General features: G+C 71.1%; 26 protein-coding genes. 13 read left to right on the top strand and 13 right to left on the bottom strand.

Annotated elements, in window-relative coordinates; all coding sequences use genetic code 11:
- Nucleotides 1–119 precede the first annotated feature (119 nt).
- The 4 genes from sigK (at nucleotide 120) to tgmB (ending at nucleotide 3,016) form a co-directional block, all read left to right on the top strand.
- Nucleotides 120–707 (top strand): ECF RNA polymerase sigma factor SigK, encoded by a 588-nt coding sequence (gene sigK, locus STRTU_RS01125; protein ID WP_269777222.1) that lies wholly within the window; start codon nucleotides 120–122, stop codon nucleotides 705–707.
- Nucleotides 704–1,450 (top strand): anti-sigma factor, encoded by a 747-nt coding sequence (locus STRTU_RS01120; RefSeq protein WP_269777221.1) that lies wholly within the window; start codon nucleotides 704–706, stop codon nucleotides 1,448–1,450. Before sigK ends, STRTU_RS01120 begins: the two co-directional genes overlap by 4 nt.
- Nucleotides 1,451–1,894: 444 nt before the next feature.
- Complete coding sequence (gene tgmA, locus STRTU_RS01115; RefSeq protein WP_269777220.1) at nucleotides 1,895–2,086, top strand: putative ATP-grasp-modified RiPP; 192 nt, start codon at nucleotides 1,895–1,897, stop codon at nucleotides 2,084–2,086.
- Between the two features lie 6 nt (nucleotides 2,087–2,092).
- On the top strand, nucleotides 2,093–3,016 hold the full coding sequence (gene tgmB / locus STRTU_RS01110) for an ATP-grasp ribosomal peptide maturase (RefSeq protein ID WP_269777219.1): 924 nt from the start codon (nucleotides 2,093–2,095) through the stop codon (nucleotides 3,014–3,016).
- 49 nt (nucleotides 3,017–3,065) lie between these two features.
- Here tgmB and STRTU_RS01105 read toward each other — a convergent pair whose 3' ends face one another.
- The 3 genes from STRTU_RS01105 to STRTU_RS01095 form a co-directional block, all read right to left on the bottom strand.
- Nucleotides 3,066–3,557, bottom strand: coding sequence for a hypothetical protein (locus STRTU_RS01105; RefSeq protein WP_269777218.1), 492 nt, complete (start codon nucleotides 3,555–3,557; stop codon nucleotides 3,066–3,068).
- A gap of 190 nt (nucleotides 3,558–3,747) precedes the next feature.
- A complete protein-coding gene (locus tag STRTU_RS01100; protein ID WP_269777450.1) occupies nucleotides 3,748–4,995 on the bottom strand; it encodes an acyl-CoA dehydrogenase family protein in 1,248 nt (415 codons plus the stop codon).
- Nucleotides 4,996–5,197: 202 nt separating this feature from the next.
- Nucleotides 5,198–5,656, bottom strand: a complete 459-nt coding sequence (locus tag STRTU_RS01095) for an RrF2 family transcriptional regulator (protein ID WP_269777217.1) — start codon at nucleotides 5,654–5,656, stop codon at nucleotides 5,198–5,200.
- Between the two features lie 162 nt (nucleotides 5,657–5,818).
- Here STRTU_RS01095 and STRTU_RS01090 point away from each other — a divergent pair, with 162 nt between their 5' ends.
- The 4 genes from STRTU_RS01090 to STRTU_RS01075 are packed head-to-tail and all read left to right on the top strand — an operon-like array spanning nucleotide 5,819 to nucleotide 10,310.
- Complete coding sequence (locus tag STRTU_RS01090) at nucleotides 5,819–6,355, top strand: (2Fe-2S)-binding protein (RefSeq protein WP_269777216.1); 537 nt, start codon at nucleotides 5,819–5,821, stop codon at nucleotides 6,353–6,355.
- Between the two features lies 1 nt (nucleotide 6,356).
- Nucleotides 6,357–7,355 (top strand): FAD binding domain-containing protein, encoded by a 999-nt coding sequence (locus STRTU_RS01085; protein ID WP_269777215.1) that lies wholly within the window; start codon nucleotides 6,357–6,359, stop codon nucleotides 7,353–7,355.
- Nucleotides 7,352–9,601: a xanthine dehydrogenase family protein molybdopterin-binding subunit gene (locus STRTU_RS01080; protein WP_269777214.1), complete on the top strand. Its 2,250-nt coding sequence runs from the start codon at nucleotides 7,352–7,354 to the stop codon at nucleotides 9,599–9,601. Before STRTU_RS01085 ends, STRTU_RS01080 begins: the two co-directional genes overlap by 4 nt.
- A 49-nt stretch (nucleotides 9,602–9,650) precedes the next feature.
- Entirely contained in the window at nucleotides 9,651–10,310 is a 660-nt protein-coding gene (locus STRTU_RS01075; RefSeq protein ID WP_269777213.1) for an NADPH-dependent FMN reductase, read from the top strand.
- 49 nt (nucleotides 10,311–10,359) lie between these two features.
- Here STRTU_RS01075 and STRTU_RS01070 read toward each other — a convergent pair whose 3' ends face one another.
- Both STRTU_RS01070 and STRTU_RS01065 read right to left on the bottom strand, forming a co-directional pair.
- Entirely contained in the window at nucleotides 10,360–10,617 is a 258-nt protein-coding gene (locus STRTU_RS01070) for a WhiB family transcriptional regulator (protein ID WP_269777212.1), read from the bottom strand.
- Between the two features lie 320 nt (nucleotides 10,618–10,937).
- Nucleotides 10,938–11,594, bottom strand: coding sequence for a hypothetical protein (locus tag STRTU_RS01065; RefSeq protein WP_269777211.1), 657 nt, complete (start codon nucleotides 11,592–11,594; stop codon nucleotides 10,938–10,940).
- Nucleotides 11,595–11,758: 164 nt separating this feature from the next.
- Between STRTU_RS01065 and STRTU_RS01060 the strand changes: the two genes are divergently transcribed.
- On the top strand, nucleotides 11,759–13,087 hold the full coding sequence (locus STRTU_RS01060) for a serine hydrolase domain-containing protein (RefSeq protein ID WP_269777210.1): 1,329 nt from the start codon (nucleotides 11,759–11,761) through the stop codon (nucleotides 13,085–13,087).
- Nucleotides 13,088–13,182: 95 nt separating this feature from the next.
- On the opposite strand, the gene STRTU_RS01055 is transcribed toward STRTU_RS01060, so the two are convergent.
- Nucleotides 13,183–13,518, bottom strand: coding sequence for a hypothetical protein (locus STRTU_RS01055; protein WP_269777209.1), 336 nt, complete (start codon nucleotides 13,516–13,518; stop codon nucleotides 13,183–13,185).
- Between the two features lie 461 nt (nucleotides 13,519–13,979).
- Between STRTU_RS01055 and STRTU_RS01050 the strand changes: the two genes are divergently transcribed.
- On the top strand, nucleotides 13,980–14,969 hold the full coding sequence (locus tag STRTU_RS01050; protein ID WP_269777449.1) for an ornithine cyclodeaminase family protein: 990 nt from the start codon (nucleotides 13,980–13,982) through the stop codon (nucleotides 14,967–14,969).
- 923 nt (nucleotides 14,970–15,892) lie between these two features.
- Here STRTU_RS01050 and STRTU_RS01045 read toward each other — a convergent pair.
- The 6 genes from STRTU_RS01045 to STRTU_RS01020 form a co-directional block, all read right to left on the bottom strand.
- A complete protein-coding gene (locus tag STRTU_RS01045; protein WP_269777208.1) occupies nucleotides 15,893–16,435 on the bottom strand; it encodes a GNAT family N-acetyltransferase in 543 nt (180 codons plus the stop codon).
- Between the two features lie 83 nt (nucleotides 16,436–16,518).
- On the bottom strand, nucleotides 16,519–17,742 hold the full coding sequence (locus STRTU_RS01040; protein ID WP_269777448.1) for a globin domain-containing protein: 1,224 nt from the start codon (nucleotides 17,740–17,742) through the stop codon (nucleotides 16,519–16,521).
- 102 nt (nucleotides 17,743–17,844) lie between these two features.
- Nucleotides 17,845–18,303: an RrF2 family transcriptional regulator gene (locus tag STRTU_RS01035; RefSeq protein ID WP_269777207.1), complete on the bottom strand. Its 459-nt coding sequence runs from the start codon at nucleotides 18,301–18,303 to the stop codon at nucleotides 17,845–17,847.
- A 94-nt stretch (nucleotides 18,304–18,397) separates the two neighbouring features.
- Entirely contained in the window at nucleotides 18,398–18,877 is a 480-nt protein-coding gene (locus tag STRTU_RS01030; protein ID WP_269777206.1) for an OsmC family protein, read from the bottom strand.
- A gap of 61 nt (nucleotides 18,878–18,938) precedes the next feature.
- The gene (dacB, locus tag STRTU_RS01025) at nucleotides 18,939–20,549 is read right to left on the bottom strand and encodes a D-alanyl-D-alanine carboxypeptidase/D-alanyl-D-alanine endopeptidase (RefSeq protein ID WP_269777205.1); all 1,611 of its coding nucleotides are present in this window, start codon (nucleotides 20,547–20,549) and stop codon (nucleotides 18,939–18,941) included.
- Between the two features lie 154 nt (nucleotides 20,550–20,703).
- Nucleotides 20,704–22,521, bottom strand: coding sequence for a TIGR03767 family metallophosphoesterase (locus tag STRTU_RS01020; RefSeq protein ID WP_269777204.1), 1,818 nt, complete (start codon nucleotides 22,519–22,521; stop codon nucleotides 20,704–20,706).
- A gap of 316 nt (nucleotides 22,522–22,837) precedes the next feature.
- Here STRTU_RS01020 and STRTU_RS01015 point away from each other — a divergent pair, with 316 nt between their 5' ends.
- Nucleotides 22,838–23,611: a RapZ C-terminal domain-containing protein gene (locus STRTU_RS01015; protein ID WP_269777203.1), complete on the top strand. Its 774-nt coding sequence runs from the start codon at nucleotides 22,838–22,840 to the stop codon at nucleotides 23,609–23,611.
- Nucleotides 23,612–23,663: 52 nt separating this feature from the next.
- Here the strand turns inward: STRTU_RS01015 and STRTU_RS01010 are convergent, their stop codons facing one another.
- The gene (locus STRTU_RS01010; RefSeq protein ID WP_269777202.1) at nucleotides 23,664–24,428 is read right to left on the bottom strand and encodes a hypothetical protein; all 765 of its coding nucleotides are present in this window, start codon (nucleotides 24,426–24,428) and stop codon (nucleotides 23,664–23,666) included.
- Between the two features lie 130 nt (nucleotides 24,429–24,558).
- Here STRTU_RS01010 and STRTU_RS01005 point away from each other — a divergent pair, with 130 nt between their 5' ends.
- Both STRTU_RS01005 and STRTU_RS01000 read left to right on the top strand, forming a co-directional pair.
- Nucleotides 24,559–24,840 carry a hypothetical protein gene (locus tag STRTU_RS01005; protein ID WP_269777201.1) on the top strand — a complete coding sequence of 94 codons (282 nt, stop codon included), beginning with the start codon at nucleotides 24,559–24,561 and terminating at the stop codon, nucleotides 24,838–24,840.
- Between the two features lie 53 nt (nucleotides 24,841–24,893).
- Nucleotides 24,894–25,718 carry an SDR family oxidoreductase gene (locus STRTU_RS01000; protein ID WP_269777200.1) on the top strand — a complete coding sequence of 275 codons (825 nt, stop codon included), beginning with the start codon at nucleotides 24,894–24,896 and terminating at the stop codon, nucleotides 25,716–25,718.
- Nucleotides 25,719–25,809: the final 91 nt, after the last annotated feature.

Below are 25,809 nucleotides of genomic sequence, written 5' to 3'. Positions count from 1 at the left end.
GTGACCGATCGACCCGGCTGCGGTGCCCACCGCGGCGTCCGCAAGAATCCTCTCCCGACCAATCCAGGTGTCGCCCGGCGCCGAATCACCTGTGACCGCGTCACAGTCCGGAGGTGTCCATGCCCGTCGCAGCCCGCGGCGACCGATCCCCAGCACCGCAGACCGGTGCCCTGGAAGCACTGCTCGGCCGCGTCTCCCGCGGCGACCAGTACGCGTTCGAGAGTCTCTACACGGCGGTGGCCGGGGCCGTACTGGGCCTGGTGCGCCGGGTGGTACGGGATCCGGCGCAGTCCGAGGAGGTCGCGCAGGAGGTGCTGATCGAGGTGTGGCGGTCCGCGGCCCGCTTCGACGCACGGCAGGGCAGCGCCATGGCCTGGATCATGACGCTGGCTCACCGTCGCGCGGTGGACCGGGTGCGCTCCGTCCAGGCGGCGTCCGACCGCGACCACCGGGCCGGAATGGGCGCCTACACCGCCCCCTTCGACGAGGTCAGCGAGCAGGTCGAACGGCGCCTGGAGCGCGAGCAGGTGCGCCGCTGTCTGCAACAACTGACCGAACTGCAAAGGGAGTCGGTGACGCTCGCCTACTACCGCGGCTACACCTACCGGGAGACCGCCGATCTGCTCGGCGCGGCGCTGGGCACGGTCAAGACACGACTGCGGGACGGCCTCATCCGGCTCCGCGACTGCCTGGGGGTGTCGGCATGAGCACCGTCGATCTGCACACACTGACCGGCGCCTACGCCCTGGGCGCACTCTCCGAGCAGGAGTCCGCCGAGTTCGCCGACCATCTGGCGCAGTGTCAGTCCTGCACCCAGGAAGTGCGGGAGCTGCGGGAAACCGCGGCCCGGCTCGCCCTGGCCGTGGCCGAGGTGCCCCCGGCCGCGCTGCGCACCCGGGTGATGGCCGCGCTGCCGGAGGTCCGGCAACTGCCGCCGAGGGGGCACCGGGCGGCCGTGGTTCCGCTGCGCCGGGCGCGGCGGAACCGGCTGCCGTACCTCGCGGCCGCCGCCTGTCTGGTCGCCGCCGCGCTCGCCGGCGGCCTGGCCGTCAACGCCCGGAACGAGGCCGACCGGCAGCGGGACCGCACCGCCCGCGCCGAGCAACAGGCGGCCGCGGTCAGCGCCCTGATGGCCGCCCCGGACGCCACCTTCCACACCACGGCGCTCAAGGGCGGCGGCAGCGGGACGGTCGTCGCCTCGAAGCGGAGGGGGCAGACCGCCTTCCTCTACCACGGCCTGCCGGCGCTGTCCGGTCAGCGGGTGTACGAGCTCTGGTACAGCCGCAACGGCACCATGGAGCCCGCCGGGCTCGTCGAGACCGGCAGCTCCTCCGGCGCGATGCTGCTGACCGGCGGCCCCCGGGGCGCGGACGGGGTCGGCATCACGGCGGAACCCCCGGGCGGCTCCAGCCGGCCCACCACCCCACCGCTGGCCGTCCTTCGGGTGTGACCTCCGGCGCCCACCGGACCTGATTCCACCGGCCGCCGGCCCACCGCGAGCCGGCGGCCGACGTGCGGAGTGACGCACGTCACTGACATCGGCTGCTCGTGGACCTCGTCGCCTGCCTCCTGGAGGACACTTCCGTGCACGACGCGTTCGGCGGGGCGCACTCGGAGTAGCGCCCGGGACGGGTACACCGTTCTTGACGGCCGGTCAGCCTCGCCCGCGTGGGCGGCGTATGACGCGTTTTTGCGTTCTCTTGCCTACTCGGTGACACATGACGGGGACAGTGCGTACGCGCTCACCGCTTTTCAGTCAAGTGGAACGCTGGAAACGAGCAAAAGAGGCAACTAACTGACCAGATTGTCGCGTCTTCCGTGCAGAGTCATAAGAAGGGGCTTTCCACCCCTGCCCCGCGCCAGGGGCTCGGAAACCGGTCTTTGAGGAGATGGAATGCGACCGTTTGCGTTGAGCTACGCCCGTCCGGCGGCGAAGTCATCGACCAGTACGCCATACAGCTATGACGCCACGCGGCAACTCAATGTCCTCCCGGACGGACGCCCGGCCACCGCCAGCCGGGCGGTGCTCCTGGCAACCGGCACCACCGCCTCCACCGCCGGTTCCAAGACCCACTTCGACGACTGAGCGCCCATGACCGTCCTGGTCCTGACCTGCGAAGAAGATTTGACGGCGGACATCGTGGTGTCGACGCTGCAGGACCTCGGAGTCCCGCTCGTCCGCCTCGACCCCGCCGACCTGCCCGGGAGGGTCTCCCTCTCGGCCGAGTACGCGGAGAACGACTTCCACGGATATCTGAAATCCGGCGAGCGCATGGTGAGCCTCGGCAGCCTGCGCTCGGTATGGGTGCGCCGGCCCGGTACCCCCGGGGAGCGCACCGCCGAACAGTCCGCCTGGATCGCGGCCGAGGCCGAACAGGCGCTGTACGGCATGCTGACCAGCACACAGGCACGCTGGATGAACCATCCCGTCGCGTCCGCGCAGGCGCGCTACAAGCCCTGGCAGCTGCGCCTCGCCCACCGGAGCGGCTTCCTCGTGCCCGCCACGCTGCTCACCACCTTCCCGGCGATGGCCCGGCAGTTCGCCGCCGGCCACCCGGACCTGGTGGTGAAATCGGTGAGCGGAAAGCACCCGGGCGACCCGCCGATGGTGCTGCCCACCACCCGTATCAGCCCGGACACGGACTTCTCCGGGGTGGCGGCCGGGCCGACCCTGCTCCAGCAGCACATCCCCAAGGTGGCGGATATCCGGCTCACCTGTGTCGGTGACCGTCTCTTCGCCGCCCGTAAGAAGTCCGACCCGGAGGAAGTGGACAGCCGCTTCACCCACCACGGCACCTGGGAGCCCGTCGAGGTGCCGGACGCCGTCAACCGTGCCGTGAATTCCTATCTGAGTACCGCTCAACTCGCTTACGGTGCCTTTGATTTCGCCGAAGACCCGGACGGCGCCTGGTGGTTCCTGGAATGCAACCAGGGCGGCCAGTTCGGCTTCATCCAGTTGGAAACCGACCAGCCCATCGCCCAGGCCATCGCCGCCTGGCTCGCCGTGGAACCCTGATGCCGGTGCGGCGGTCGAACGGCACACCCCCGTAGCCCCGCCGCTTCGGCTAATGGCTCAACCCATTCGCGATCACGATCAGCAGACCGATCAGCACATCCACACCACCGACCCGAAGGGACGCCGCCCAGCCCCTGCCCGCCACCCGGGCCGCCCATACCCCCCAGCCGCACAGCGCCACCATATTGAGGGTCAGCGCGACCTCGATCGCGCTCTGCTCGCCCCACCATTTCGCGTAGGCACCCAGCAGCGCGGCCATGGTGGGGACCATCGCGGCCACCAGTGGCCACTCGGCCAGCATCGAACGCACCGCGCTCGCGGTGACCTGCCTGTCGTCGCTCGTCCGGTGCGCGATGGAGTGCGCATAGCCATGTGCCGCGGCCGACGCCACGCCCGTCAGCGCCACCCACAGCGCGTCATAGCCGGGGTTCTCGCCTTCATGGCCCAGAGCCGCCGCCAGAGCGCTGGCGAGCACCGAACCGTACACCCCGCCGAACAGCAGCCGCTGCAAGGGCTCCCCACGTCTGGCGGGCCGTTCCACGGGTACGCTGCGACTTTCTGACAAGGCGCCACCTCACAGGACCGACGGGCTTCCCCGCTTCGGGATGAACACCCGAGATGTAGCAGCCCCCGGTACCGATCCGTCCGAACTGCGCCGACAGCACCGGCGATTTACCTCCGCACGGCGCGCTGCCGCCCCGGTGCGCCCGGTGCGCCCGGCGAGCCCCCGATCAGGCATGCAGCGTGAGCGGCGGATGTGTCCCGTTCAGGTAGTGGTCACCGATGTCGCGCAGCCGACGGGTGGCGGAGGTCCGCGCCGTCAGCACGCGGGCGTTGCGCCAGAACCTGTCGAAGCCCAGCGGACCGGCAGCGGAGTCGGAGCCCTGGGTGAGTTCCAGGACGCGGGTGGTGAGGCGCATCGCGGAACGGCTGGTGACGGCCTCGGCGGCGGCGACCAGCACCGCGATCTCGGCGCGCTGGTCGACCCCGAGCCCCGGCCCCGCGAGCAGACCCCGCGCCAGGGCCTTAGACGCCGACTCGACCACGGCCGCGGCGGTGTGGGTGTCGGTCACCAACTCCCCGTACGCGAGCAGGAGATATGGGTCCGCTCCCGGTGGCGGGGCCGTGTACGCTTCCGCGTCCCGCTCGGCGACCGGCCGGCCGCGCGGTGCGGCCCGGGTGATGTCCCGGGCCTCGGCCAGCGCCCCTTCGGCGATCCCCAGGCTGACGTGGACGAGGGCGAGCCGGAGCGCCAGGGGAGCGAGCGTGGCGAACGGGGCGAGGGCATGCTCATCGCGCGGGACGGTACCCAGCACCTGGTCAGCGGCGACCGGGACGCCGTCGAAGCTGATCCGGCCGGCCGCGGTGAGCCGCTGGCCGAGACGGTCGTGCTCCGGGGCGGCCGCCACGCCGGGGTGGGTCGGATCGGCACACACCACCAGGGACTCGCCCGTATCGGAGCACACCGCGCCGAGCACCAGCCGGTCCGCGACGGTCACGCCCGCGGCGAAGGACCGGCACCCGTTGAGGAGGTATCCACTCCCGGCCGGGGTGAGGGTGAGGTCGGGTCCGGTCACCGGCTCCGCGTCCGGGAGGTCGATAGCGCCGCCCCAGAGCCACTGCTCCGCGTCCGCCCGGAGTTCGAGCCCGTCGGCCCGTTCCGGCGTGCTGAAGAACCGTGCGCTCCACGACAACACATAGTGGCGGCCCAGCAGTTCACCGATGGAACCGTCCGCTGCCGCGATCTCCCGGATGACCGCGCAGGCGGTGCGCCAGTCGGTGCCCCGGCCGTCCGGGCCTGGGGGTGCCAGCAGCGCGGGCAGCCCCGCCTCGCGCAGCCGGGCGAGTTCGTCGAACGGGGGCTTGCCGGCCCGGTCGCGGGCGAGGGCGTCGACCGCGAGGTCATCGGCGACTTCACGGGTGACGCGCCGCCAGATCTCCTCGTCCGTAGAGGACTTGACCGACGGGACGGAACGCATCGGTGCGCGCACACCCACCCACCTCCTGGCTTTCCCAGTTTTCCCACTGAATTAGTAGGGAAAGGATGCTGTCGCGGCTGCGGAGGGATCAAGGGGCGTTCAAGGGGCGGACAGGCTCGTCTTGGCATCCGGGATCGCCGAGGGTGCGTCCTTCCGGTGCCGCCCTTAAGGGTTCGCCCGGCCCCTAAGGGTTCGCCCGGCCTTAAGGGTTCGTCCAGGAGTCGGGGTTCTCGGTCAGCTCCGCGACCTGTGGCGGCAGCGCGGCGGAGGCGACATCGGCCAGGGACACACCGTCGAGGATCTGGCGGACGTTCGCCCGCAGTGCGATCCACAGCGGCAGCAGTGACCGAGCGGGCCCGGTGTAGGACAGCTCCGGCGGACGGACTCCGCGTACCGACACCAGCGGCCCGTCCACGACTCGGATGACATCCGCGATGCTGATTTCCTCCGCGGGCTTGGCCAGCCGGTAGCCGCCGTTGCCGCCACGACGGCTCTGTACCAGCCCGCCCCGGCGCATATCGTTCAGAATGCCTTCGAGGAACTTGTGCGGAATGTCCTGAGCCTGAGCGATGGCCTCTGCCTTGAGCGGCCCGGCATCCCGGGCATCAGCGAGTTGCAGCGCGGCACGTACGGCATAGTCCGCTCTGGCTGAGATCCGCATGCCCCGCATTATCCCGTAGGGGACTCGCAGCTGGTCCGCCGGGTGCACCGGCACCCGCCGCTCGGCAGCAATCCGCCACCCGGCAGCTCTCCGCCGTCCGGTTGCGCGCCCGGACCGCCGGACGGACGCTCGACATACGGCATCGACTCCGAGGTGAGTGTCGTGGCAGACAAAGGCGCGCCGATACCCGTCGCCCAGGCCCCCCTCCTCGAAACGCGCGGGCCGGACAGGGTGAACGTGGCCCTCGACATCAACGGTGTCTCCCGCGTCGTGAACCTGGAACCACGGGCGAGCCTGCTGGACGTGCTCCGTGAGCAGCTGGCCCTCACCGGCTCCAAAAAGGGCTGTGACCAGGGAACCTGTGGTGCGTGCACGGTCTGGGTCGACGGGCGGCGGGTGCTGTCCTGTCTGACCCTGGCCATCAGCTGTGAGGGCCGGGAGGTGACCACCATCGAGGGCCTCGCCGAGGGCGAGGAGCTGCACCCGATGCAACGCGCCTTCCTCGAACACGACGCCTTCCAGTGCGGCTACTGCACGCCGGGCCAGATCATGTCGGCCGTCGCGCTGCTGAACGAAGGACATGCCGAGACCGACGGGGAGATCGCCGAGTGGATGAGCGGCAACATCTGCCGCTGTGCGGCCTATCCGCATATCCGCTCCGCCATCCGCGAGGTGCGGGACCGGAAGACAGGACAGTGATGTGCGTGCCATCAGCTACACCCGCGCGACGGACGTGCACAGCGCCGTCGCCGCGGTGACCAGTGACCCTGGCAGTTCCTTCCTCGCGGGCGGCACCACGGAAGTCGATCTGCTGCGGCTGGATGTGCTGCGGCCGCACCGCCTGGTGGACATCAACCGGCTGCCGCTGACCGGCGTCGAGGAGCGTTCCGACGGGGGACTGCTCATCGGTGCGCTGGCCCGGATGAGCGAGGTCGCGGAGGACCGGGCGGTCGTGGAGCGCTTCCCGATGCTGTCCCAGGCACTGCTCCTCGGGGCCTCCGCCCAGTTGCGGAACATGGCCTCCATGGGCGGGAACCTGATGCAGCGGGTGCGGTGCGCCTACTACCGCGACCCGGAGTCCGCGTGCAACAAGCGCCTTCCGGGGAGCGGCTGTTCCGCCTTGGACGGCGTCCACCGCGGCCATGCGATCCTCGGCACGAGCGAGCACTGTATCGCCACCCACCCCTCGGACCTGGCCGTCGCCCTCGTCGCCCTGGACGCCGTGGTGCATGTGGCAGGCATGGACGGCTCCCGCACCATCCCGGTCGATGATTTCTTCCTGCTCCCCGGCGATACGCCCGAGCGGGAGCATCCGCTCACACCCGGCGAACTCATCACCGCGATCGAGGTTCCCGCGCTGCCCATGGCGCGCCGATCGCTGTACCTCAAGGTGCGCGACCGTGAGTCGTACGAGTTCGCCCTGGCCTCGGCAGCGGCGGCACTGGCGCTGGAGGACGGAGTGATCCGCGAGGTCCGGCTCGCCCTCGGCGGGGTGGCGACGAAGCCGTGGCGCGCCCGCCGTGCCGAGGACCTCCTGGTGGGGCGGCGCGCGGACGACGAGACCTTCACACGGGCCGCGGCCGCCGAACTGGCCCCCGCCGTCACCCGGCCGATGAACGCCTTCAAGGCGGAACTCGCCCGGCGGACCCTGGTCCGTGCCCTGCACACCACCGCCGCGACGGGAGGCGGGACGCCATGACCACGGGCGCCACCCTCGAAGCCATCGGCCGGCCCGTCGACCGCGTCGACGGACCCGCCAAAGTCACCGGACACGGCCGCTACTCCGCCGAGATCACCCTGCCCAACACCGCGTACGCCACCCTGGTCGGCGCCCGCACGGCCAGCGGCCGGATCACCGGGATCCGCACGGAGGCCGCGGAGCGCGCCGACGGAGTGCTGGCCGTGCTGACCCACCAGAACCTGCCGAAGATCCCCGGCACGCCCCATCTGCTGCCGTCCCTCGCCGGTCACGCCGCGCCGGGGGAGAGCTTCTTCCCGCTGCAGGACGACGTCGTCCACTACTTCGGCCAGCCCGTCGCCGTAGTGATCGCGGACACCCTCGAACGCGCCCAGTTCGCGGCCCGGCAGCTCCATGTCGACTACGAGCGGCGCCCCTCCGTCACCACCCTGGACGAGGGCAGAGACCTGGCCTACGAACCCGAGGCGATCTTCGCCGGGTTCATCCCCGCCCGCAGCGTCCGCGGTGATGTCGAGGCCGGCTTCCGGGCCGCGACCCACCGCCTCGACGCCACCTTCCATTTCGCGGCCAATCACCACAACCCCATCGAGCCGTCGGCCACCACAGCCGTCTGGGACGGCGACCGGCTCACCCTCTACGACGCGACCCAGGGCATCGTGGCGACCCAGAACACCGTGGCGGCACTGCTGGGCATCCCGCCGTCGAAGGTGCGGGTCCGGGCAGCGTTCGTCGGCGGGGGCTTCGGCTGCAAGGCCATGATCTGGCCGCATGTCACCCTGGCGGCCCTGGCCGCACGGGAGGTCGGCCGGCCGGTCAAACTGGCGCTCACCCGGGAGCAGATGTTCACCTCCTGCGGCCACCGCGAGGAGCAGGAACAGCGCATCGAGCTCGGCGCGACCGACGACGGCCGGCTCACCGCACTGCGCCACCACAAGCTCTCGCTGACCTCGCCGTTCGACGAATGGGCCGAGCCCTCGCTCGGCATGGCCTCGCAGACCTACGCCTGCCCCCACTACGAGGGCGTCTACCGGCTGATCCGCGGCAACACCATGACCCCCACCTTCACCCGCGGCCCCGGCGAGACCACGGGCATGTTCGCCCTGGAATGCCTGATGGACGAGCTCGCCCACCGCCTCGGCGTCGACCCGGTGCAGTTGCGGCTGCGCAACCACGCCGAGGCCGACCCGAACACCGGCCACCCCTGGTCGAGCGACGGCGCGCAGGAGTGCTACCGCCGCGGCGCGGCCCGCTTCGAGTGGCAGTCGCGCAACCCCGAACCCCGCTCCGAGCGGGACGGCAACCGGCTCATCGGCAAAGGGATGGCCACCGCCGGCTACCCCGTGTACTTCCCGATGCAGCCGCAGCGTGCCCGTGCCCGGCTTTACGCCGACGGCACCGCGGTGGTGCAGGCCGGCACCGAGGAGTTCGGCACCGGAACGGCTACCGCCATGACCCAGGTCGCCGCCGACGGTCTGGGCATCGCCCTGCGCAACGTCCGGTTCGAGTACGGCGACACCGACTTGCCGAATGTCGCGGCCGCGGTCGGCTCGGCCGGCGCCGGAATGATCAGCGCTGCGGTGTACACCGCCGCCACCACACTCCGCGACCAGATGATCGAGCAGGCCGTCGCCGACCCCGGCTCCCCGCTGCACCAGGCCGACCCCACCACCGTCGTCGTCCGCGAGGGACGGATGCAGCTCCGGGACCGGCCCGACACCGGCGAGACCTACCGCGCCCTGATGGAGCGTCACTTCATGACCGACGTGGACGCGCTGGGCAGTTGGACCCCGCCACAGCAGAACCTCCCTTACGGGCTCGCCACCTTCGGCGCCCAGTTCGCCGAGGTCGCCGTCGACTCGGACCTCGGTACGGTCCGGGTGCGCCGCCTGGTCGGTGCCTTCGCCCCCGGCCGGGTCCTCAACGCCAAGACGGCCCGCAGCCAGGCCATGGGCGGCATGCTCTGGGGTCTCGGCCAGGCGCTCCTGGAAGGCACCGTGGTCGACACCCGTGACGGCCGCTGGGCGAACGCTGGCCTCGGCGAGTACCAGGTGCCGGTCAACGCCGACGCCCCCGACGTCGTCGTCGAGTTCGTGGAGGTACCGGACACCGTCGTCAACCCGCTCGGCGTCAAGGGCCTCGGCGAAGTCGGCATGGTCGGTGCGGCGGCGGCCATCGCCAACGCCGTCTTCCACGCGACCGGATACCGCGCACGAGAACTGCCGATCAGAATCGAGCACTTGCTGTAGGGAGACCGGCCCGCCGACAACGGGCCCGCGGCAACGGAAGGACACCACCATGCCCACGGACGCACACCCCGGCCCGCTGCGGGTACTCGTTCTCGGCGCCTCGACGCGGACCGGATCGACCAACGCCCGCCTGGCCGCCCTCGTGGGCCACATCCTGACCGCCGCCGGCGCCACCGTGGATCTCGCCGCGATGCGGGAATTCGACATGCCGCTGTACGACGGCGATATGGAGGAGGCGCAAGGACTCCCGGGCGGTGCGCTGGCGCTCCGTGACCGGCTCGAACGCTGCGAGGCTTTTGTACTCTCCTCACCCGAGTACAACGCCTCCCTGCCGGGCGTGGTGAAGAACGCGATCGACTGGGTCTCCCGGGTCCGGCCGCAGCCGTTCAAGACCAAGCACGCACTGCTGGTCTCCGCCTCCCCGTCCCTGGTCGGCGGCAACCGCGGACTGTGGGCGCTGCGGGTTCCGCTGGAGCATCTCGGCACCCGCGTCTACCCGGACATGTTCAGCCTCGCCGAGGCCCACCAGGGCTTCGCCGAGGACGGGCAGCTGGCCGACCCGGCGCTACAGCTGCGCCTGGAGGAGACCGTGCTGGCCTTCCTCCGCCTCGTCGAGGCCGATGCGCGCTATGTCTGTCTGCAGCGCCGGTGGTACGAGTTCCCGGGGGACCGCACCGGGGCGCCCGTCACACAGCGGGCGGAGTGCTGAGCGGGCACCCGGCGCGGCACCCTCGGAACGAGCGCCCCAGGGGCCTCCACTAGGCGGAGGCAAGGCGGGCCCGGTGCCGAGCGGCCCGGCGCCGCATGGCACGCCGCTCGTCCTCGCTCATACCGCCCCAGACGCCCGTGTCCTGCCGGGTTTCGAGCGCCCACTGGAGACACTGCCCCATCACCGGGCAGCGGCGGCAGACGGCCTTGGCCTCCTCGATCTGCAGCAGCGCGGGGCCGGTGTTGCCGACCGGAAAGAAGAGTTCCGGGTCTGCTTCACGGCATACCGCGTCGTGACGCCAGTCCATGATGACCTCCGTTCTCCGCGGCGGGGCGCGGTAGATGAGCAGTGGGGCAGGCGCAGGGTCGGCCGGCTGCTTCGGCAGCCTCCTTACCCGAACGCCTGCTGTCCTCGCGTGCCCGATCCCACGCCCACAATGCACCCCCATCCCCAATGAACACATTCCTCCCCGAATCGATCACATTCCGCCCCGGCATGCCCACGGACGACAGCCCGCGTCCGGCTCGCTCCGACTCGCACCTGAACGGGCCCATGCCGCGAGGACCAAGGCCAAGACAAGCCACCCTCCGACCAGGTCCCTTCGCTCTCCCGGCTCCGACGGGGTGATTACCGCCGGTCATCGGCGGGCGCGCCGTACCAACGCCATTGCGTCAGTCGTGACCGACCCGGGATCTCCGCGCGGCCGGTGGCCCACAGGAGGGTTGGCCAGCGTTCGGCCCCTGTCGGGGCATGAGGGAAGAGCCGGGTCAGCACGCGGTGGCAGAGGCCGGCGTCCGGGGTCCAGCTGATTCCCAGGCCCTCGGCGATGTCATGCATGTGCACCAACGTCTCCACGATGCCCATGGCGGCGAAGCCCTCGGGGTCGGCGGCACCGAAGACGTGGTGCGCCCGCACCGTCGGTGGCGTGGTCCGCACCATGGCCGTCAGCAGAGCGCCACCGGCTTCCAGCACCTGCAACAGGCCGGCCGTGCCGCCGTCACGGTCCGCGAAGATGACGTTCGCCGGGCCGCCCGGCTTCTTCCGGCTCCAGACGAACGGGACATGGGTGTCCAACGGCGGGCGCTCGGGGCCCAGTTGGGCAGCGTAGGAGAACAGGTCATCGGCGAGGTGCTCAACGGTCTCCCAGCAGTCCCACTCCAAGGAGCCGGCCTTGGCGTCCCAGTCCGGCGCTTCCGCTCCGTGCAGGGTGCGCACCGCCAGACGGACGGCGTACTCGACATCGGCGGCGGTGACGGAATCGCTCGATCCGTGTGATGCAGACATGGCGGGACCGTATCAATGACCACCCGGGGCGAAGGTCGCTTCTCGGTCCGTGCCGTGGCACGGCCAAGTCGCCCTGTGATCAAGCTCCTTGACTCCCCTGAACATCCATGAACTGATGCAGGACGGGCGCGACGGGCGCGACGGGCGCGACGGGGAGGAGCGGCATGCTGAACGGGCTGAGCGAGTACTGCACCGAGGTGCTGGCGGAGCACGGCTGCCCGTCCGCCTCCGTCGCCGTGGCCGACCACGGCCGGGTGGTGCTCGCCGCGGCCTACGGGACGGCCGATCTCGCCACCGGCCACCCGGCCACGCCGGACACGGTGTACGCGCTGGCATCCATCACCAAGCCGATGACCGCAACCGCCGTCTGCCACGCGGCCGACGACGGCCTCCTGGACCTGGACGCCCCGGTACCGCTCCCGGGGGCCGACCGCCGGCCGGCCCCCACCGTGCGCCAACTGCTCCAGCACCGCGGCGGGTTGGGCCCGTACTACGACTGGGACTACGGCGACGGCGAGCGGGTGCACGACCCGGACCGCTATGCCCTGCCCACTCGCCCGCCGGGGACCGCCTTCGGCTACGCCAACCTCGGCTACCGCCTCCTCGGCCGTCTGCTGGAGCAGGCCACCGGCCAGGACCTGGGCGCCGCGGTCCGTACCCGGGTCTTCGAGCCGCTCGGACTCACCGCCTGCCATCTCGGACGGGTCCACCCGGGCCCGGCATCGTCGGCGCGGCGGTACACGCCCGACGGCCGTGCCTACCCCGATTACGACTGCAGCCACCCGGGCGCCACCCTCGGCTGGGCCCCGGCCGGTGAGCTGGCGCTGTTCGCCCAGTCGTACGACCGCCTGCTCAAGCCGGAGACCGCGACGGCCGTACGGCACGCGCTGCCGGTCAACGAGCATCTGGGGTACGGGCTCGGCTGGTGCCTGTCCTCCGGCGACGGCCCGCTGGTGCAGAGCCACGGCGGCGGCGGTCCCGGCGTGGCCACGATGGCCGTCGCGCTGCCGGAGCGGATGCTCTCCGTCGCGGTGCTCACCAACTCCACCAACAAGGCGGCCCGCGACGCAATCCTCCAGTACGTACTGGGCGAACTGGCCCCGGACTGGACGGCGGCGTCCATCACCCCCGTGACCGCCGATCCACCCCGCCGGATGACCCTGCCGGAGGGCGACTGGACGGGCCACATCAGCGCACCCGAACGGGAGGTGCCGCTCGCCCTCCGGGTGCTGCCGGACGGTCAGGTCGCACTACGGCTGGACGGCGTGCCCGCCACCGCCCCCGCGAGCGCCTCGGTGGCCTGGGACCTGCGCGCCTCCTTCCCGCTCCAGCTCCCGACCGCCGACGCCCGGATCAACAGCCCGGAACTGGGCCTCATGCTACGGCTCGCCGGGGGCGCGCTGACCGGTGAGGCCCACGCCTACAAGAACGGCGACGCCGAGGGCAGGCTCGGAAACTTCCTGAGCCACCCCTGCACCCTGAACCGGGCCTGAGCCGCCGTCCCCGCAGCCGTCAACCACTCGTGGCGGCGGCGCGACCAGGGGCGGTGAGCACCTGAAGCCGCACCGACCGCTCGCTCCGGAGCTCCTCAGCGGTTACAGCTGAAGTAGCCCTTGTGCCACTGCTTCTCCCAGTGGCCGGGGTGCCACTGCTTGCTCCAGTGTCCCTTGTGCCAGTGGTGGTGGCCGTCGTACCAGCCCGAGTGCCACCGGTGCTCCCAGTGCCCCTTGTGCCAGTGCTTGGTCCAATGGCCCGGGTGCCAGTGACACTTGGCGTCAAGCTGCTGGCCGACCGCTGTGGTGGTGTTCGGTGCGGCAGGAGTCGCCGCCGCCGACATCCCCGCGGTTCCGACGGCGGCTCCGCCGGCCATCAGCACTCCGGCCACGGCCGCCGCGAAGGAGCGCCTCACCTGCTGTGCCCGCATGGGTCCACATCTCCTCTCCGAAGCTCTGCGGCTCGTGAGGTGGCACTCCCCGACAGCGCCGCGACGAGCCACGCAGTGGGCTCACATAAAAGCGGCATAAATAAAATTTACCTCAGGTCGGGAGGGAGTGGGATGTTTGCTTTGGGTGGCGGGTGGTGACTCCGCGCCATCGCGAATCCACGGTGGATCCATGACGAATCCACGGTGGATCCATCGCGCATCCGGATCGAGCCCGGCAAAGGGAGTGGCGTGATCGCGCGGCCATGACGCGAACCGGGCAAGGCGAAGGGAAGCGTCAGGATGCCGACCGTACCAATCCCCGTGAACGTTTCGGGTGCCTGCGGGAAGACGGGAAGGCCCGGCGGGCATCGGGAAGACGGGACCGCCCGGCGGGTATTACGGTCGACTTCTCGGTCGGCGGCGCTGGTCGGCCGGGCAGTTGTGATCAGGAGGTGGACCGGATGCTGGTGCTGGGGCGTTCGCAGGTCGAGGCGTTGCTCGATATGGATGCGCTGATCGATGCGCTGGCGTCGGCGATGGCGGATCTCAGTGCGGGCCGTGCGGCGGCCCCGGACCGCGTCGCCGTGACCGTGCCGGAACGGGACGCCTTCCTGGCGGCCATGCCGGGCTACGTTCCGTCGTCCGGGGCGCTCACCAGCAAGCTCGTCTCCGTCTTCCCGCAGAACGGCGGCACCCCCGTGCCGACCCACCAGGCACTGATCGCCGTCTTCGATCCGGAGACCGGAGCACCCACCGCGTTGTTGGACGGTACGGCGATCACCGCGGCGCGGACCGCCGCCGGCTCGGCGCTCTCCGCGCGCCTGCTGGCCCGTGAGGAAGCCTCGGTGCTGGCCGTTCTGGGCACCGGAGCACAGGCCCGGTCGCACGCGGAAGCGATGTGCCGGGTGCGCCCGATCCGGCAGATCCGCGTGGCCGGCCGCGACCGGACGAAGGCGGCCGCCCTGGCAGACGAGCTGTCCGCCGCGCTCCAGGTACCCGCCGAGGCCGCCGCCACCTACGCCGAGGCCCTCGACGGGGCCGATATCGCCGCCGCGGCCACCCACTCCGTCGAGCCCGTGATCCGCCGCTCCTGGCTGACACCGGGAGTGCATGTGACCTCGGTGGGCTTCAACCCGGAGGGCCGGGAGATCGACGACGCCACGGTCGCCGAAGCGCTGGTGTGCGTCGAGTCGCGGCAGGCCGCTCTGGCCCCTTTCCCCGCGGGCAGCAACGATCTGCTGCAGCCTCTCCGCGACGGCATCATCACGGACGCCCATGTGCACACCGAGCTGGGCGAACTCCTCACCGGCAGCAAACCGGGCCGCTCCTCGGACCAGCAGATCACCCTCTACAAATCCGTCGGGGTGGCGGTACAGGACGCCGCGGCCGCGGCCCTGGTCGTCGCGGCCGCCCGCGAGCGGTCGGTCGGGGCGGAGATCGCGTTGGAGTGAGGTGGCGGGAGTTGGAGTGGTGCGGTGGGGGCGGCGGCTGCGGGGCTGGCGCCTCTTTCCAGGTCCTTGCCCCTGGCTGTTGTGCGGCCGAACTCCGTTCCCGTTGGCTCCCCTTGGTCGCCGGGGCTCACGTCGGCGGCCGGATCACCCCGCCAGAACGCGTCGTTCAGAAGGCGCCCGCCGCACGCCTCAGCGTCCGTACGTCCGATGACACAGCCGCAGCAGGCCCGCCCGGACGCGGCCGGCGGCCATCCGGCACACCACGCCGGGGTCGATCGTCGAGCGGGGCCGCGGCGGCCGCCGGTGTGTGCGCGGCGGCGCCGCCGCCACATGATGCCGTTGCCTCGGCACCGTACGCACAGGCGCCGGCACCAGATGCGGCTGCGACGGAGCGGAGCGAGCGGGCTGCGGCACCGGCCGCCCCACGGGCCGCCGTTCCGCTCGGTTCCCCGGCGCGGCGTGCCGGGGCACGGCCCGCCCCTTCTGCGACGCCGCGTGCCGCTTCGCCTTTCGCCGTGCGGACGCCACGTCCACCAGCCGTTCACGCGACGCCCCCTGAGTGGGCAGCAGCAAGGGCGAGGGCCGGGCCGGGGCGACCGTGCGTCCGCCCGCTGCGGGCCCGGGGTCGGGCGGGGAGCCGTCGGAGGGAAGGGACATACAGCCGCCGACGGCCAGGAGGACGGCCGTCGCTGTGACGAGGCGAAGGAGGAGAGGGCGCACGCCTTCACGGTGTCGGAGGCCCGTGAGCTGTCCAAACGACGCGCCGGGCGTCCACGCGGACGAAGGACGGATACGAACTCCCGTGGCAGTCCCGGGCCGATGGTGAGGGCGTGGGCGGCGCGCCGCGTCCAGCCCTCATGGACAACCGCCCCCGCGTGCACAACCGCCCCCGCGTGCACAACCGCCCCCACGCCGACAGCCGCTCACATGGGCAGTGACCGCAGCCGCACCGGTCCCACCGGCCACCGCGCCCCCTCCCGCAATGGCGTCCACATGCTCCGCAGTGGCATCACCGCGGTGGTGTCCGCGGGCTGCTCGACCTCCACCTCCTCATGGAGCTCCTGCCAGCCGAGCCGCTGGTACAGGGGGAGGAGATGCGGCATGCAGAAGAGGAGTCCGTACCGCGGTCCCTTCGTGCGGGCGTGCTCCAGGGCGGCGGTCATGACGATCCGCGCAAGTCCCTGTCCGCGCAGGCCGGGTGCGACAACCACGCCGCCTACGCCGACCGCCCGGGTCTCCACGGAGCCGACCGCCAGGGGAACCGTCACCAGGCCGGTGTGCGCCACGAGCCGGCCGTCCCGTCTGACGCCGAAGTGCTCCTCTTTGGCCCTCCAGGTCAGCCCGGCCCAGGCGACTCCGAAGGGGTCCTCACCGTCCCCGACGATTTCGCTCAGTTCCGTCTTTGTGAACCGCGTCAGCCGGACCACGGCAGGCGAAGCGGAAGGCAGGTTCAGATTCGCTGTCATTCGTCGCATCCTGCTGTCTCCGTCGGCCGTTGGCAACGCTGTTCCTACGTCATGGGCCCGGCCCTACACCTGCGGCGTGGCGCCTACAGCAGCCCCAGGTCCGGGCCGAACACCTCATAGTGAATCGCTGCGGACGGCACGCCGGAGTCGAGCAGTTGGGCCCGTACGGCCTTCATGAACGGCATCGGCCCGCACAGATACGCGGTGGTGCCGACCGGAACGGCGAGCTGCGTCAGATCCATCAGCCCGGAGCGCACGGTCACCGAGGTCACCGCACCCTCGGTCTCCCGCCCCGCGCCTCCCTCCTCGTACCAGACCTCCGCCGTCGCGTCGGCGAGCTTGCCGGTGAGGCGGCGGAGATCCGTACGGAACGGGTGAGTGGCGGGCGAGCGGTCGGCGTGCGCGGTGATGATCCGGCGGCGGGAGCCGGTGGCGGCCAAGTGCGAGAGCATGCCGATCATCGGGGTGCAGCCGATGCCCGCCGAGGCGAAGAGCAGCGGCCCGTCGCCGTCGTCGGACAGCACCACATCGCCGAACGGCGGGCTCACATACAGGGTCTCCCCGCCGTGCACATGTGCGTGCAGATACCCGGACACCTCGCCCGCAGGAGCGTCGGGCCGGTCGCCTGCCGCCACCCGCTTCACGGAGATCTGCACCCCGCCGTCCAGCTGCCCGGACAGGCTGTACTGACGTATCTGCCGTGCGCCATCCGGGAGTTGGACCTGTACGGACACGTACTGGCCGGGCCGGGACACCGGGGCGGGCTCGCCATCGGCCGGCCGCAGAAGGAAGGTCGCCACCTCGTCGGTCTCCTCGACTCGGCCGGCCACCCGATACGGACGCCACACCGCGCCGTCCCGCATGCCCGCCTCCCTCAGGAGCCGCTTCTCGGCCGCGATCAGGGCATGGGCCATCAGCCAGTACACCTCGTTCCAGGCCCGCAGCACGTCGTCGGTGACCGCCTCGCCCAACACCTCGGCAAGGGCCGCGAAGAGGTGCTCCCGCACGATCGGGTACTGGTCCTCCCGCACCCCGAGGGAGGCGTGCTTGTGCGCGATCCGCCCGAGCATGCCGTCCGGTCGACTGTCCGGGTGCTCCAGGAGATGGCGTGCGAAGGCGGCGATGGACCCGGCGAGGGCCTGCCGCTGACTGCCGTTGGCCTGGTTGCCCCGGTTGAAGAGATCGCGCAGCAGCTCGGGATGAGCGGCGAAGAGCCTCTCGTAGAAGCGCGTAGTGATCTCGCCGATGGCTCCGCTCACGGCGGGGAGGGTGGCACGTACGGTCTCGGCGGACTTCGGCGACAGCATCAGCAACTCCGGACTCTCGAAGGGCGGGGAGAAGTGAAATGGCATCTGAGATGCGTATTTATGACCGCGAAAAAGGGCCGTGCGGGTTGCTCTGAGGTGCTCTCAGCCCGTAGGTGGCGTGGTTGGCGCCGACGTCAGACTCAGCAGCAGCGGTCCGGTCGGCGCTTCGATCAGATCGGCAACGGAGAGTGGATCGAGCGAGGCGTAGAACGCTTCCTGTGCCGCCCGCAGCGCACCGCGCAGCCGGCAGCCGCCATGCAGCGGACACGGCGGATCATCCTCGCACCCGACGACATCATCGGCCCCCTCCAGCTCACGCACCAGCCGCCCGAGCGACCCCGTGCGCCCCGCAGTCGTGAGGGCCAGCCCGCCACCACGCCCGCGCCGCGCTTCGACGGCCCCGAGATGCTGAAGCTTGCTCACCACCTTGGCGGCATGGGTGTACGGCACCTGCACGGCACTCGCCACCTCCCGGGTGGTGGGCGCGTCGCCCGCATCCCCGAGCACCGCCAGGCGCATGGCGATACGGAGGGCGATGTCGGTGCTTTTGGTCAGTCGCACAGGGGTACTCTATAGAAGTGGCATTCAAGATGCCAATTAAAATCAGGGGGTCAGGCGAGGCGGCGCGCGAGAGCGAGAAGCTGAAGCTCGCCCCCTACTCGACGCGGATCAGGGGCTCATGACGGATGGGGAAGTTCACCGAGCGAGCGATGAAGCACACCGAGTGGACTTCGTTGTGCAGGGCGCGGGCCCGGTCCGTCATCGATGCGTCGGCGACGGTCACCTCGGGACGAAGTATGACCTCGGTTATCTGGCCTCCGCCGCCGGTCGCGTCCATGGTCATGACTCCGTGCGCCCGGTCTTCGTAGTCGACAACGGTTACCCCGCCGACCGCGCACAGATGGAGGTACCAGAGCATGTGGCACTGGGCGACGGAGGCCACCAGCAGTTCCTCGGGGTTCCAGCCGGCCGGGTCGCCGCGAAAGGCCGGGTCGGAGGAGGCGGCGATGGGGGGCTTTCCGGTCGCCAGGACTTCATGGGCACGGCTGAAGGAGCGGTAACTGTCCGTTCCTGAGCCGAGGTTGCCGGTCCACTCGATCACCACGTCGTAGGTGTGCGTCTCAGTCTCAGTCATGCGGCCAGGATAGGGAGGGGTCAGCCAGCCCCGCTCGAATGACGACTTCGTGGGGACAACCTCAGTGGTGCCGGCCGGCGGCCTGTTGTTGGAGGTAGGCGGCGACGTCGGCCACATCGTCGGCGATGGTCAGGACGCCGGTGATGTCGGCGGTGGGGGTGGCGGCGCCGTTCACTCCGGCGAAGAAGACGTCGTAGTGGCCTTTGCGAGTCTCCAGGTAGCCGGCCGTGGTTTCGGCGCCTACGGCCAGTCGGTCGTTGAGGAGGTCGCCGCCGGCCGCGGTGCCGGTCTTGGCGAAGACCTTGCCGCGTGAGGGGCAGGCGCGGCAGGAGGTCGCCAGGGTTCCGTCGACGCCCAGGATCGGTAGTGCGGTGCGAAAGCGCGCCGCCTCGGGGGTGCGCTGCCAGTACGTCAGGATCTGTGCCAGGGCGCGTGGGGTGGTGCGGTCGGCCGGGTTGCCGCCGCGGCCGTCGGCGAGTTGTACGGCCTTGCGGTCCACCTGGGCGCGCTCCAGGAACCTGGCCAATACGGGGAACCCGTCCTCGCACCGGTTGCTTCCCGTACGGGTCGCCATCAGGCACATCCCCAGGTTCGCCCCGAGATTGTGGCTCACCTTGAGGATGAGCTTGGCGTACTGGGCATACGTGGGGGAGGTGTAGCGGGCCACGGTGGGGGCGCCCTGGTAGGTGCGCGGCAGCTGGCGGGCGGGGTTGGGGCCGACGGGGTTCGCGCGGACCTGGACGCCGGCCCGCTTCAGTGCCTCGATCAGGGCGGTGCGGCCGAAGGCGTTCGGGTCTTTGATGGCGGACACCCGGAGGACCGGGGCCGAGCCGGCGGCGATGGTGCCGGACAGCTGGATGCGGGTGCCGTCGGGGGAACTGCTGACGTTGATGTCGGACGGTGTGCCCGCCGCGACCGTGCGGACGGAGGAGGTGACGTGGTAGGGCGCGACCTTCGGGCGCCAGTCCAGCCCGGCGGGGGTGCCTGCCTTGGCGCCGGGGGAGGTGAGCAGATCGATGACGTTGTCATTGATGATCAGCGGGGTGGGGACCGGATCGAGGGCGGGATCCCGGTGGAACAGGCGCGCGTCGATGACCACATCGCCGTCGACCCGGCGGATTCCCGCCCGACGTACCTGCCGGGCCAGCTGGTCGATGCCGGCCAGCGGGTCCTCGGGGGTGAGGGTGGCTCCCGGGACATCGTTGGCGTAGGTGTGGTCGATGGACGTGAACGCGACCGTCCCGTCCCTGCGCGTTCTGCCGCCGAGGGTCAGATCGCCCTGCGCGACCAGGTCCAGGTTGCCCTTGAGCGTCGCGTTCCGGCGCCTTCCGACGGCGTACACCGGCGTGACGAAACGGTGGTCGCCGCCCAGGGTGTGCCAGGTCCCGCTGACGCTGAACAGTTTGGCCACCGAACCGGGGAGGAAGAACTGGTCCGCGAAGCGGGAGTAGGACACCCTGCCGGTCCGCGGGTTCTGCTGGAACAGCCCCCACTGGGCATGGCGGTAGTCCGGCTTCCGCATGATCGCGGCGATCCGCGGATCCAGCTCGCGCGGCGCGGCGGACGGCGCCGCCTGGACGAGGCCGGTGATGACGACGCCGACGGACAGCAGCACGCCCAGGACGACGGCTCTGCGCCGCCGGGCCGGCCGCGGTGTGACGGAGGGGGTCATACAGACTCCACCAATGGTGTGGTTCTGCTGCATATCGGTAGATATGCGCTCCCTGGTGACGGTACTGCTCGCCACCACGGCCGGGCCGCGGCGCGTCGGACGGGGTCCCCCGGACGCCCCAGCGCCGCGGTCCGGACGGCCCCGACCGGGACGGTCAGACCCGCCGGACGAGGAGTTCGGTGTTGCGGTCCGCTGCCGTGCCCGCCCGTCCTTCGTCGACCGTGCCTGTCATGCCGGCGGCGAGGCCGGGGGCGTTATAGGACAGCTCGCGGTAGAGGGAGGCGAGGCCGACGGCCGACAGGTCGTCGAAGTCCGTGCGGTGCGGTGCGGCGGACTCGATGAGGGTGGTGAACAGGGAGAGTGTCCCGTCGTGGTTGTCGACGAGTTCGATGACCCGGGCATGTTGCGGATAGTCCACATGCGAGGCGGTGTTGACCTCCCAGAAGGAGCGGGCGGCCGTCGGGTGGGCGTGCGGGGTGATGCGATTGATGTGGCTGTGGCCGTTGATCCACGCGACGACGTTGGGGAACCGGCTCAGCAGGGCGATGACCTCGTCGCCGTCGTGCCGCCGCTCCTCGGCGCGCGCCGCGTCCGGGCGCCGGGTCATACTCGGGCTGTGATGGTGGCTGAACACCAGGATGTGGGCGTCATCGGCGCTCGTATTGCGCACCAGCCGCCCGTCCGTGTCGTAATGACGGGAGCTGTGCGCGGCCAACGTCCGCTCCAGCCACTGGAGTTGCTCGGTGCCCAGCGACCCTTCGTAGTGCCCGCTGCGGTAGGTGGTGTCGATGCTGATGCCGATGACGCCCTCCGCGACGGGAAAGGAGTAGTACATCCGGTCGCCGTCGAGGTGGTTGTCGGTGTAGCCGTGTCCGACGGGTCCCGCACCGGCGAAGGCCGGGTTCAGATGAGCCCGCAGATATTCGTGCGGTGTGGCCATGCGGCGGCGCTCGTCGGGGGTCACGCTCCGCGCTCCGGCCGCATTGCGCCGGAGGATGTCCTTGAGCACGGTGCTCTTGGGGTCGTCGCCGCTGTCCAGCACCTTGGCGAACGCGGCCACATCGGCCGCCGGTACGGAGAACACCTTGCGCGACCCGGTGATGTACTCCGTCAGCATCGGATCCTGCGGGGCCAGACAGCCGCCGGGCAGGTCGTCGTGGTTGCCGGGCGTCGAGTACCAGGGCATCCGCAGACCGGGACTGACGACCGGGCGCATCGCGGCGTCGAGATAGCCCGGTATCTCCGGCAGACCCCGCTTCTTGTCCTGGTCGCGCAGACCGTCATCCGGGTGCCAGTACAGCGCGAGGCCGGAGTTCTGGACGCCTTCGAAGGACGTCGGGTCTCCCGTGTTGGGGGTGATGCGGCCGCCGCTCATCAGGGTGAGGAACCACTCCAGCTCCACCATGGAGTGGTTGTCGATGTTGTCCCCGGTGGACATGACGAACGCCGGCGGACGGCCCGTGTGCGGTCCGACGCCGAGCGCGTTGGCCTGCTCCACCAGCGAGACCGAACCGGCCACCGACAGCGCCTCCTGCGCCCGCCACGACCCCGGCGAGCCCGCGCGCAGGAACTCGGTGCGCAGTGGGCTCTGCACGTCGACCACATGGAGGTCGGTGAACTGGACGAAGCACGCCAGCGGGGTGCGCCGGTCCTGGCGCCCGGCCGCCGCGGAGGCGAGTTCACCCCGGACGACCAGCGGCCAGCCCGGGCCGGAGGTGAGGCGGCGGTAGCCGCTGCTGCCGACGAGTTGCGCCGCGGTCTCCAGCGTGGTGGCTCCGTACGGTGCCGCTCGCCGTACGGCCGGGCGGGCCGACGCGGCGCGGGGGAGAGTCTGCGCCTGTCGGGCGCCGGAAGCCGCGCTGCTGCTGCGCTGGCCCGGCAGCGCCCACGCGGCACCGGTTGCGGCGACGGCGGCACCGGAAGTGAGGAGAAACTGACGACGGTTGGTGGGGATGTGGGTCATACCGGCCATGCGGCCCTCCGTGCCGTGGCCGGCATGTCCGGCCAGAGCGGTGTCACCAAGCGGAATGTCTCATTCAGAGCTTCGGCGGCAGGCGTGACCGATAGCTGAACGAACCCGGAACGCGGTACACCCATTGCCTGTCGCTTACGACCGCCGCCCGCTCCCCGGTCACGCCCCGGCCGTAAGCCGCGCATGGCCACGCGATGTCCGGTACATCTGTCGGAGGCAAACGAGGGGGAAACCTCCCGCCCGCCGACGGCAACGGCGACGCGGAAACCGGTCTCCCGCTCCGCACCGCCCCCAGTTCCCTACGGCAGGAGAGTCCATGACCGGCAGCGTCGCCCCCATCCGGATCACGTCCTACGGCGCCCGCTGGGGCGCCCCGCCCCGGCATGACACCGGCGCACTCGTGCTGGACGTCCGCGACCGGATGTGGGACCCGGCCGACACCGCGATCACCGCGCCACTCGTCGCACTGACCGGCCTGGACCCCGAGGTCCGCGACTACGTCCTGTCCGCCCCGGACGCCCGGCAGACCGTCGAACGCACCGGCCGTCAGCTGCTCGCCCTGCACCGGGCCGCCACCGGCGAGGCGGTGCATCTGTACGTCGCCTGCTGGTACGGCCGCCACCGGGCTCCGGCCGTCGCCCGTGCCGTCGCCGACTGGCTCGCCGAGCGCGGGACCGCCGCCGATGTCGAACACCGCGATATGGCCCGCCCGTTGATCCACAGCGAACCCGTCAGGCAACTGGAGGCATGTGCCTTCTGCCGGATGGCGGCCGGTACGGATCCCACCCCGCTCGTCCGTGACTGGCCGGAAGCCTTCGCGATCGTGCCCCGCCGCCCGGTCACCCCCGGACACCTCCTGGTCATCCCGCGCCGCCATGTCCGGGACGCGACGACGGACCCCGCCGTGACCGCCGCGGTCATGCAGCGCGCGGCGGAGCTCGGCGGGGAAGTCAAGGGGGACCTGAACCTCATCACCGCGGCGGGTCCGGCGGCGACACAAACGGTCTTCCACGCCCATGTCCATCTGGTCCCGCGCCGCCATGGCGACGGGCTGCCGCTGCCCTGGGCTCGGGCTCCGAGGGGGGAGTGACCGGTCCCTGCTTCCCGGTCGCCGTCTCCGGCCCCCGATCCCGGCTGCCTTTTCACCACTCCAACGTCTCTTCTCCGCCCCAGGCCCCGGCTGCGCGGCGTCCTTCCTTGGCCGGGGTCGGGCGATGGCCCAGGTTGAGGGCGGTACCGAGGTCGACGGACGGGTCGAGGGCGGCGTCGATGCGGGCCTGGAGCAGGGGGCCGCCGCCGGTGAAGCCGTGGGTGCCGAGCGCCGCATTGAACTCGGCGGCGGCCGCCGCGGTGACCGTGATGCCGGTGTTCATCCGCAACGCCGCGGCGTGTTTGTCGATGGCGGCGGCGATGGCAGGCCGGGTGAAGGTGCCCAGGGTCATCTTCGGGCCGTGGTTCAGCTGGGCGCGGAGGGTGCCCTGGCCGAGGTCGATGGTGAAGCCGAGGACCTTGACGACCTTCCTGGTCGTGCGGTTGAACAGGGCGATTCCCGCATCGGCCAACCGCAGCTCACCGCCGACCTTGCCACCGCTGTTGGTGACCGCGCCGCCCTTGATGGCCAGGCTGATGCCGTCGGAGCCCTCGTGCGGTGTGACGGTGCCCCGGGCATCGACGCGCGCGATCGCCACACCGTTCGCCTTGAGAGCGGCGAGGAGGGCGGGAGGCATGGCGAAGCGGGCCGAGCCGCCCTGGACAGGGACCTCGGTGTGACCGGCCGGGCGGGCCGGGGTGGGCCGGCCGTCGGGCGGCGGGGCGGTGGCGGCGGGCTGTGCCGGGGCCGGGGCGGCGGCGAGAAGAGCGGTGGTGAGTGCCAGAACGGCAGCTGTGGCGAGTGGGCGAGCGCGCATCTGTATCCCTTTCTCCGGTGCGACCGAGTGCTGGAGCGGGCGCGGGGGAGAAGGCCGCCGGCTCCCGGTCGATGACCTTTGCACCCCACACCCGTTCCGTAATCACGTCGTCACTTTAAGTGCCCAATGGGTGAAGTGGCGGCGCCTGCCCGTCGTCGGTGTGGGAGCGCGGACGATGGCGGGCGGCCGACCCGTCCGATGGCTGGACCAGGAGCGTCGTGTATATGGCCCGGAACTCCGGCTCCTCGAACCAGTTCGCCGTGCCGTCCGGGGCACCATCGCCCCGTCCCCGGGTCCGTTCGCCGCCAACTTCTTCGGCCAGATGGCCTACCAGCACGCCAACGCCACCTATCTGACCCTCCTGGGCGCGCCTGTCGTCCCCGCGTCATCCCCGGCCGAACCGAGCCTCTGACCCCTGAACTGCCGCTTCCCGGGCGGAGTTTGGCTGCCCTACCGTAGGGCGCCATGAAGATTCTGATCATCGGCGGCAGCGGATTCCTGGGTACGGAACTTGTGCGCCAGGCGACGGCCGCCGGCTGGGAGACGGCCGCGACGTACTGTTCCCGCCCCAGCAGCGTGCCCGGAGTCTCGTGGCATCGCCTCGACCTTCGCGCCGCCGGGCATGTCGATGAGGTACTGGCCGCGACCGCGCCCGATGCCGTCATCAACGCAACGAGCGGGGAGAGCGACTGGGCGGTGACCGCCGACGGCTCGGTCCGCGTGGCGATGGCCGTGGCGAAAGGGGGCTGCCGCCTGGTCCATGTCTCCAGCGACGCGGTGTTCTCCGGTTCCCGGATTCACTACGACGAGACCTGTCTGCCCGACCCGGTCACCCCCTACGGCGCGGCAAAGGGCGCCGCCGAGACCGCTGTGCGGCTTCTGACCCCGGCCGCCGCGGTCGTACGCACCTCATTGATCATCGGAAACGGCGGCTCCGTACACGAGCGCATGGTCCACGACCTGGCCGACGGCACACGCGACGGTGTGCTGTTCACCGACGACATCCGCCGCCCGGTGCATGTCGAAGATCTGGCCTCCGGCCTGCGGGAACTCGCCGTGTCCGACCGGGCCGGGATGTTCCACCTCGCCGGAGCGGACGCCCTCAGCCGTCATGAACTCGGCGTTCTCCTCGCCCGACGCGACGGACTCGACGCCGCCCAACTCCCTGCCGGACGCCGAGCCGACACCCCTATCCCCGGGGCGCTCGATGTCCGCCTCGACAGCGGCGCCACCCAGCGGCACCTCCAAACCCGGCTGCGCGGAGCCCGGGAGTTCCTGTCGGCGGGGTGAGGTGAAAGCGGAGCACCCCAGCTCTGGTCCTGTCGCGCACCCATCGGTAACTTGTTCCTGGTCCGTCGGTGGTGTGCCTGCCGGGCGGCCG

It is taken from the genome of Streptomyces tubercidicus, assembly GCF_027497495.1.
Taxonomy (GTDB): Bacteria; Actinomycetota; Actinomycetes; order Streptomycetales; family Streptomycetaceae; genus Streptomyces; species Streptomyces tubercidicus.
The sequence above is the reverse complement of the archived record's forward strand: the minus strand, read 5'-3'. Positions and strand labels throughout refer to the sequence as shown.

What these genes read in the sequence shown, in the direction of transcription:
- sigK (WP_269777222.1), top strand. Translation starts at nt 120, where the DNA reads ATGCCCGTCGCAGCCCGCGGCGACCGATCCCCAGCACCGCAGACCGGT.
- STRTU_RS01120 (WP_269777221.1), top strand. Translation starts at nt 704, where the DNA reads ATGAGCACCGTCGATCTGCACACACTGACCGGCGCCTACGCCCTGGGC.
- tgmA (WP_269777220.1), top strand. Translation starts at nt 1,895, where the DNA reads ATGCGACCGTTTGCGTTGAGCTACGCCCGTCCGGCGGCGAAGTCATCG.
- tgmB (WP_269777219.1), top strand. Translation starts at nt 2,093, where the DNA reads ATGACCGTCCTGGTCCTGACCTGCGAAGAAGATTTGACGGCGGACATC.
- STRTU_RS01100 (WP_269777450.1), bottom strand. Translation starts at nt 4,995, where the DNA reads ATGCGTTCCGTCCCGTCGGTCAAGTCCTCTACGGACGAGGAGATCTGG.
- STRTU_RS01095 (WP_269777217.1), bottom strand. Translation starts at nt 5,656, where the DNA reads ATGCGGATCTCAGCCAGAGCGGACTATGCCGTACGTGCCGCGCTGCAA.
- STRTU_RS01080 (WP_269777214.1), top strand. Translation starts at nt 7,352, where the DNA reads ATGACCACGGGCGCCACCCTCGAAGCCATCGGCCGGCCCGTCGACCGC.
- STRTU_RS01075 (WP_269777213.1), top strand. Translation starts at nt 9,651, where the DNA reads ATGCCCACGGACGCACACCCCGGCCCGCTGCGGGTACTCGTTCTCGGC.
- STRTU_RS01070 (WP_269777212.1), bottom strand. Translation starts at nt 10,617, where the DNA reads ATGGACTGGCGTCACGACGCGGTATGCCGTGAAGCAGACCCGGAACTC.
- STRTU_RS01065 (WP_269777211.1), bottom strand. Translation starts at nt 11,594, where the DNA reads ATGTCTGCATCACACGGATCGAGCGATTCCGTCACCGCCGCCGATGTC.
- STRTU_RS01060 (WP_269777210.1), top strand. Translation starts at nt 11,759, where the DNA reads ATGCTGAACGGGCTGAGCGAGTACTGCACCGAGGTGCTGGCGGAGCAC.
- STRTU_RS01055 (WP_269777209.1), bottom strand. Translation starts at nt 13,518, where the DNA reads ATGCGGGCACAGCAGGTGAGGCGCTCCTTCGCGGCGGCCGTGGCCGGA.
- STRTU_RS01050 (WP_269777449.1), top strand. Translation starts at nt 13,980, where the DNA reads ATGCTGGTGCTGGGGCGTTCGCAGGTCGAGGCGTTGCTCGATATGGAT.
- STRTU_RS01045 (WP_269777208.1), bottom strand. Translation starts at nt 16,435, where the DNA reads ATGACAGCGAATCTGAACCTGCCTTCCGCTTCGCCTGCCGTGGTCCGG.
- STRTU_RS01040 (WP_269777448.1), bottom strand. Translation starts at nt 17,742, where the DNA reads ATGCTGTCGCCGAAGTCCGCCGAGACCGTACGTGCCACCCTCCCCGCC.
- STRTU_RS01030 (WP_269777206.1), bottom strand. Translation starts at nt 18,877, where the DNA reads ATGACTGAGACTGAGACGCACACCTACGACGTGGTGATCGAGTGGACC.
- dacB (WP_269777205.1), bottom strand. Translation starts at nt 20,549, where the DNA reads ATGACCCCCTCCGTCACACCGCGGCCGGCCCGGCGGCGCAGAGCCGTC.
- STRTU_RS01020 (WP_269777204.1), bottom strand. Translation starts at nt 22,521, where the DNA reads ATGGCCGGTATGACCCACATCCCCACCAACCGTCGTCAGTTTCTCCTC.
- STRTU_RS01015 (WP_269777203.1), top strand. Translation starts at nt 22,838, where the DNA reads ATGACCGGCAGCGTCGCCCCCATCCGGATCACGTCCTACGGCGCCCGC.
- STRTU_RS01010 (WP_269777202.1), bottom strand. Translation starts at nt 24,428, where the DNA reads ATGCGCGCTCGCCCACTCGCCACAGCTGCCGTTCTGGCACTCACCACC.
- STRTU_RS01000 (WP_269777200.1), top strand. Translation starts at nt 24,894, where the DNA reads ATGAAGATTCTGATCATCGGCGGCAGCGGATTCCTGGGTACGGAACTT.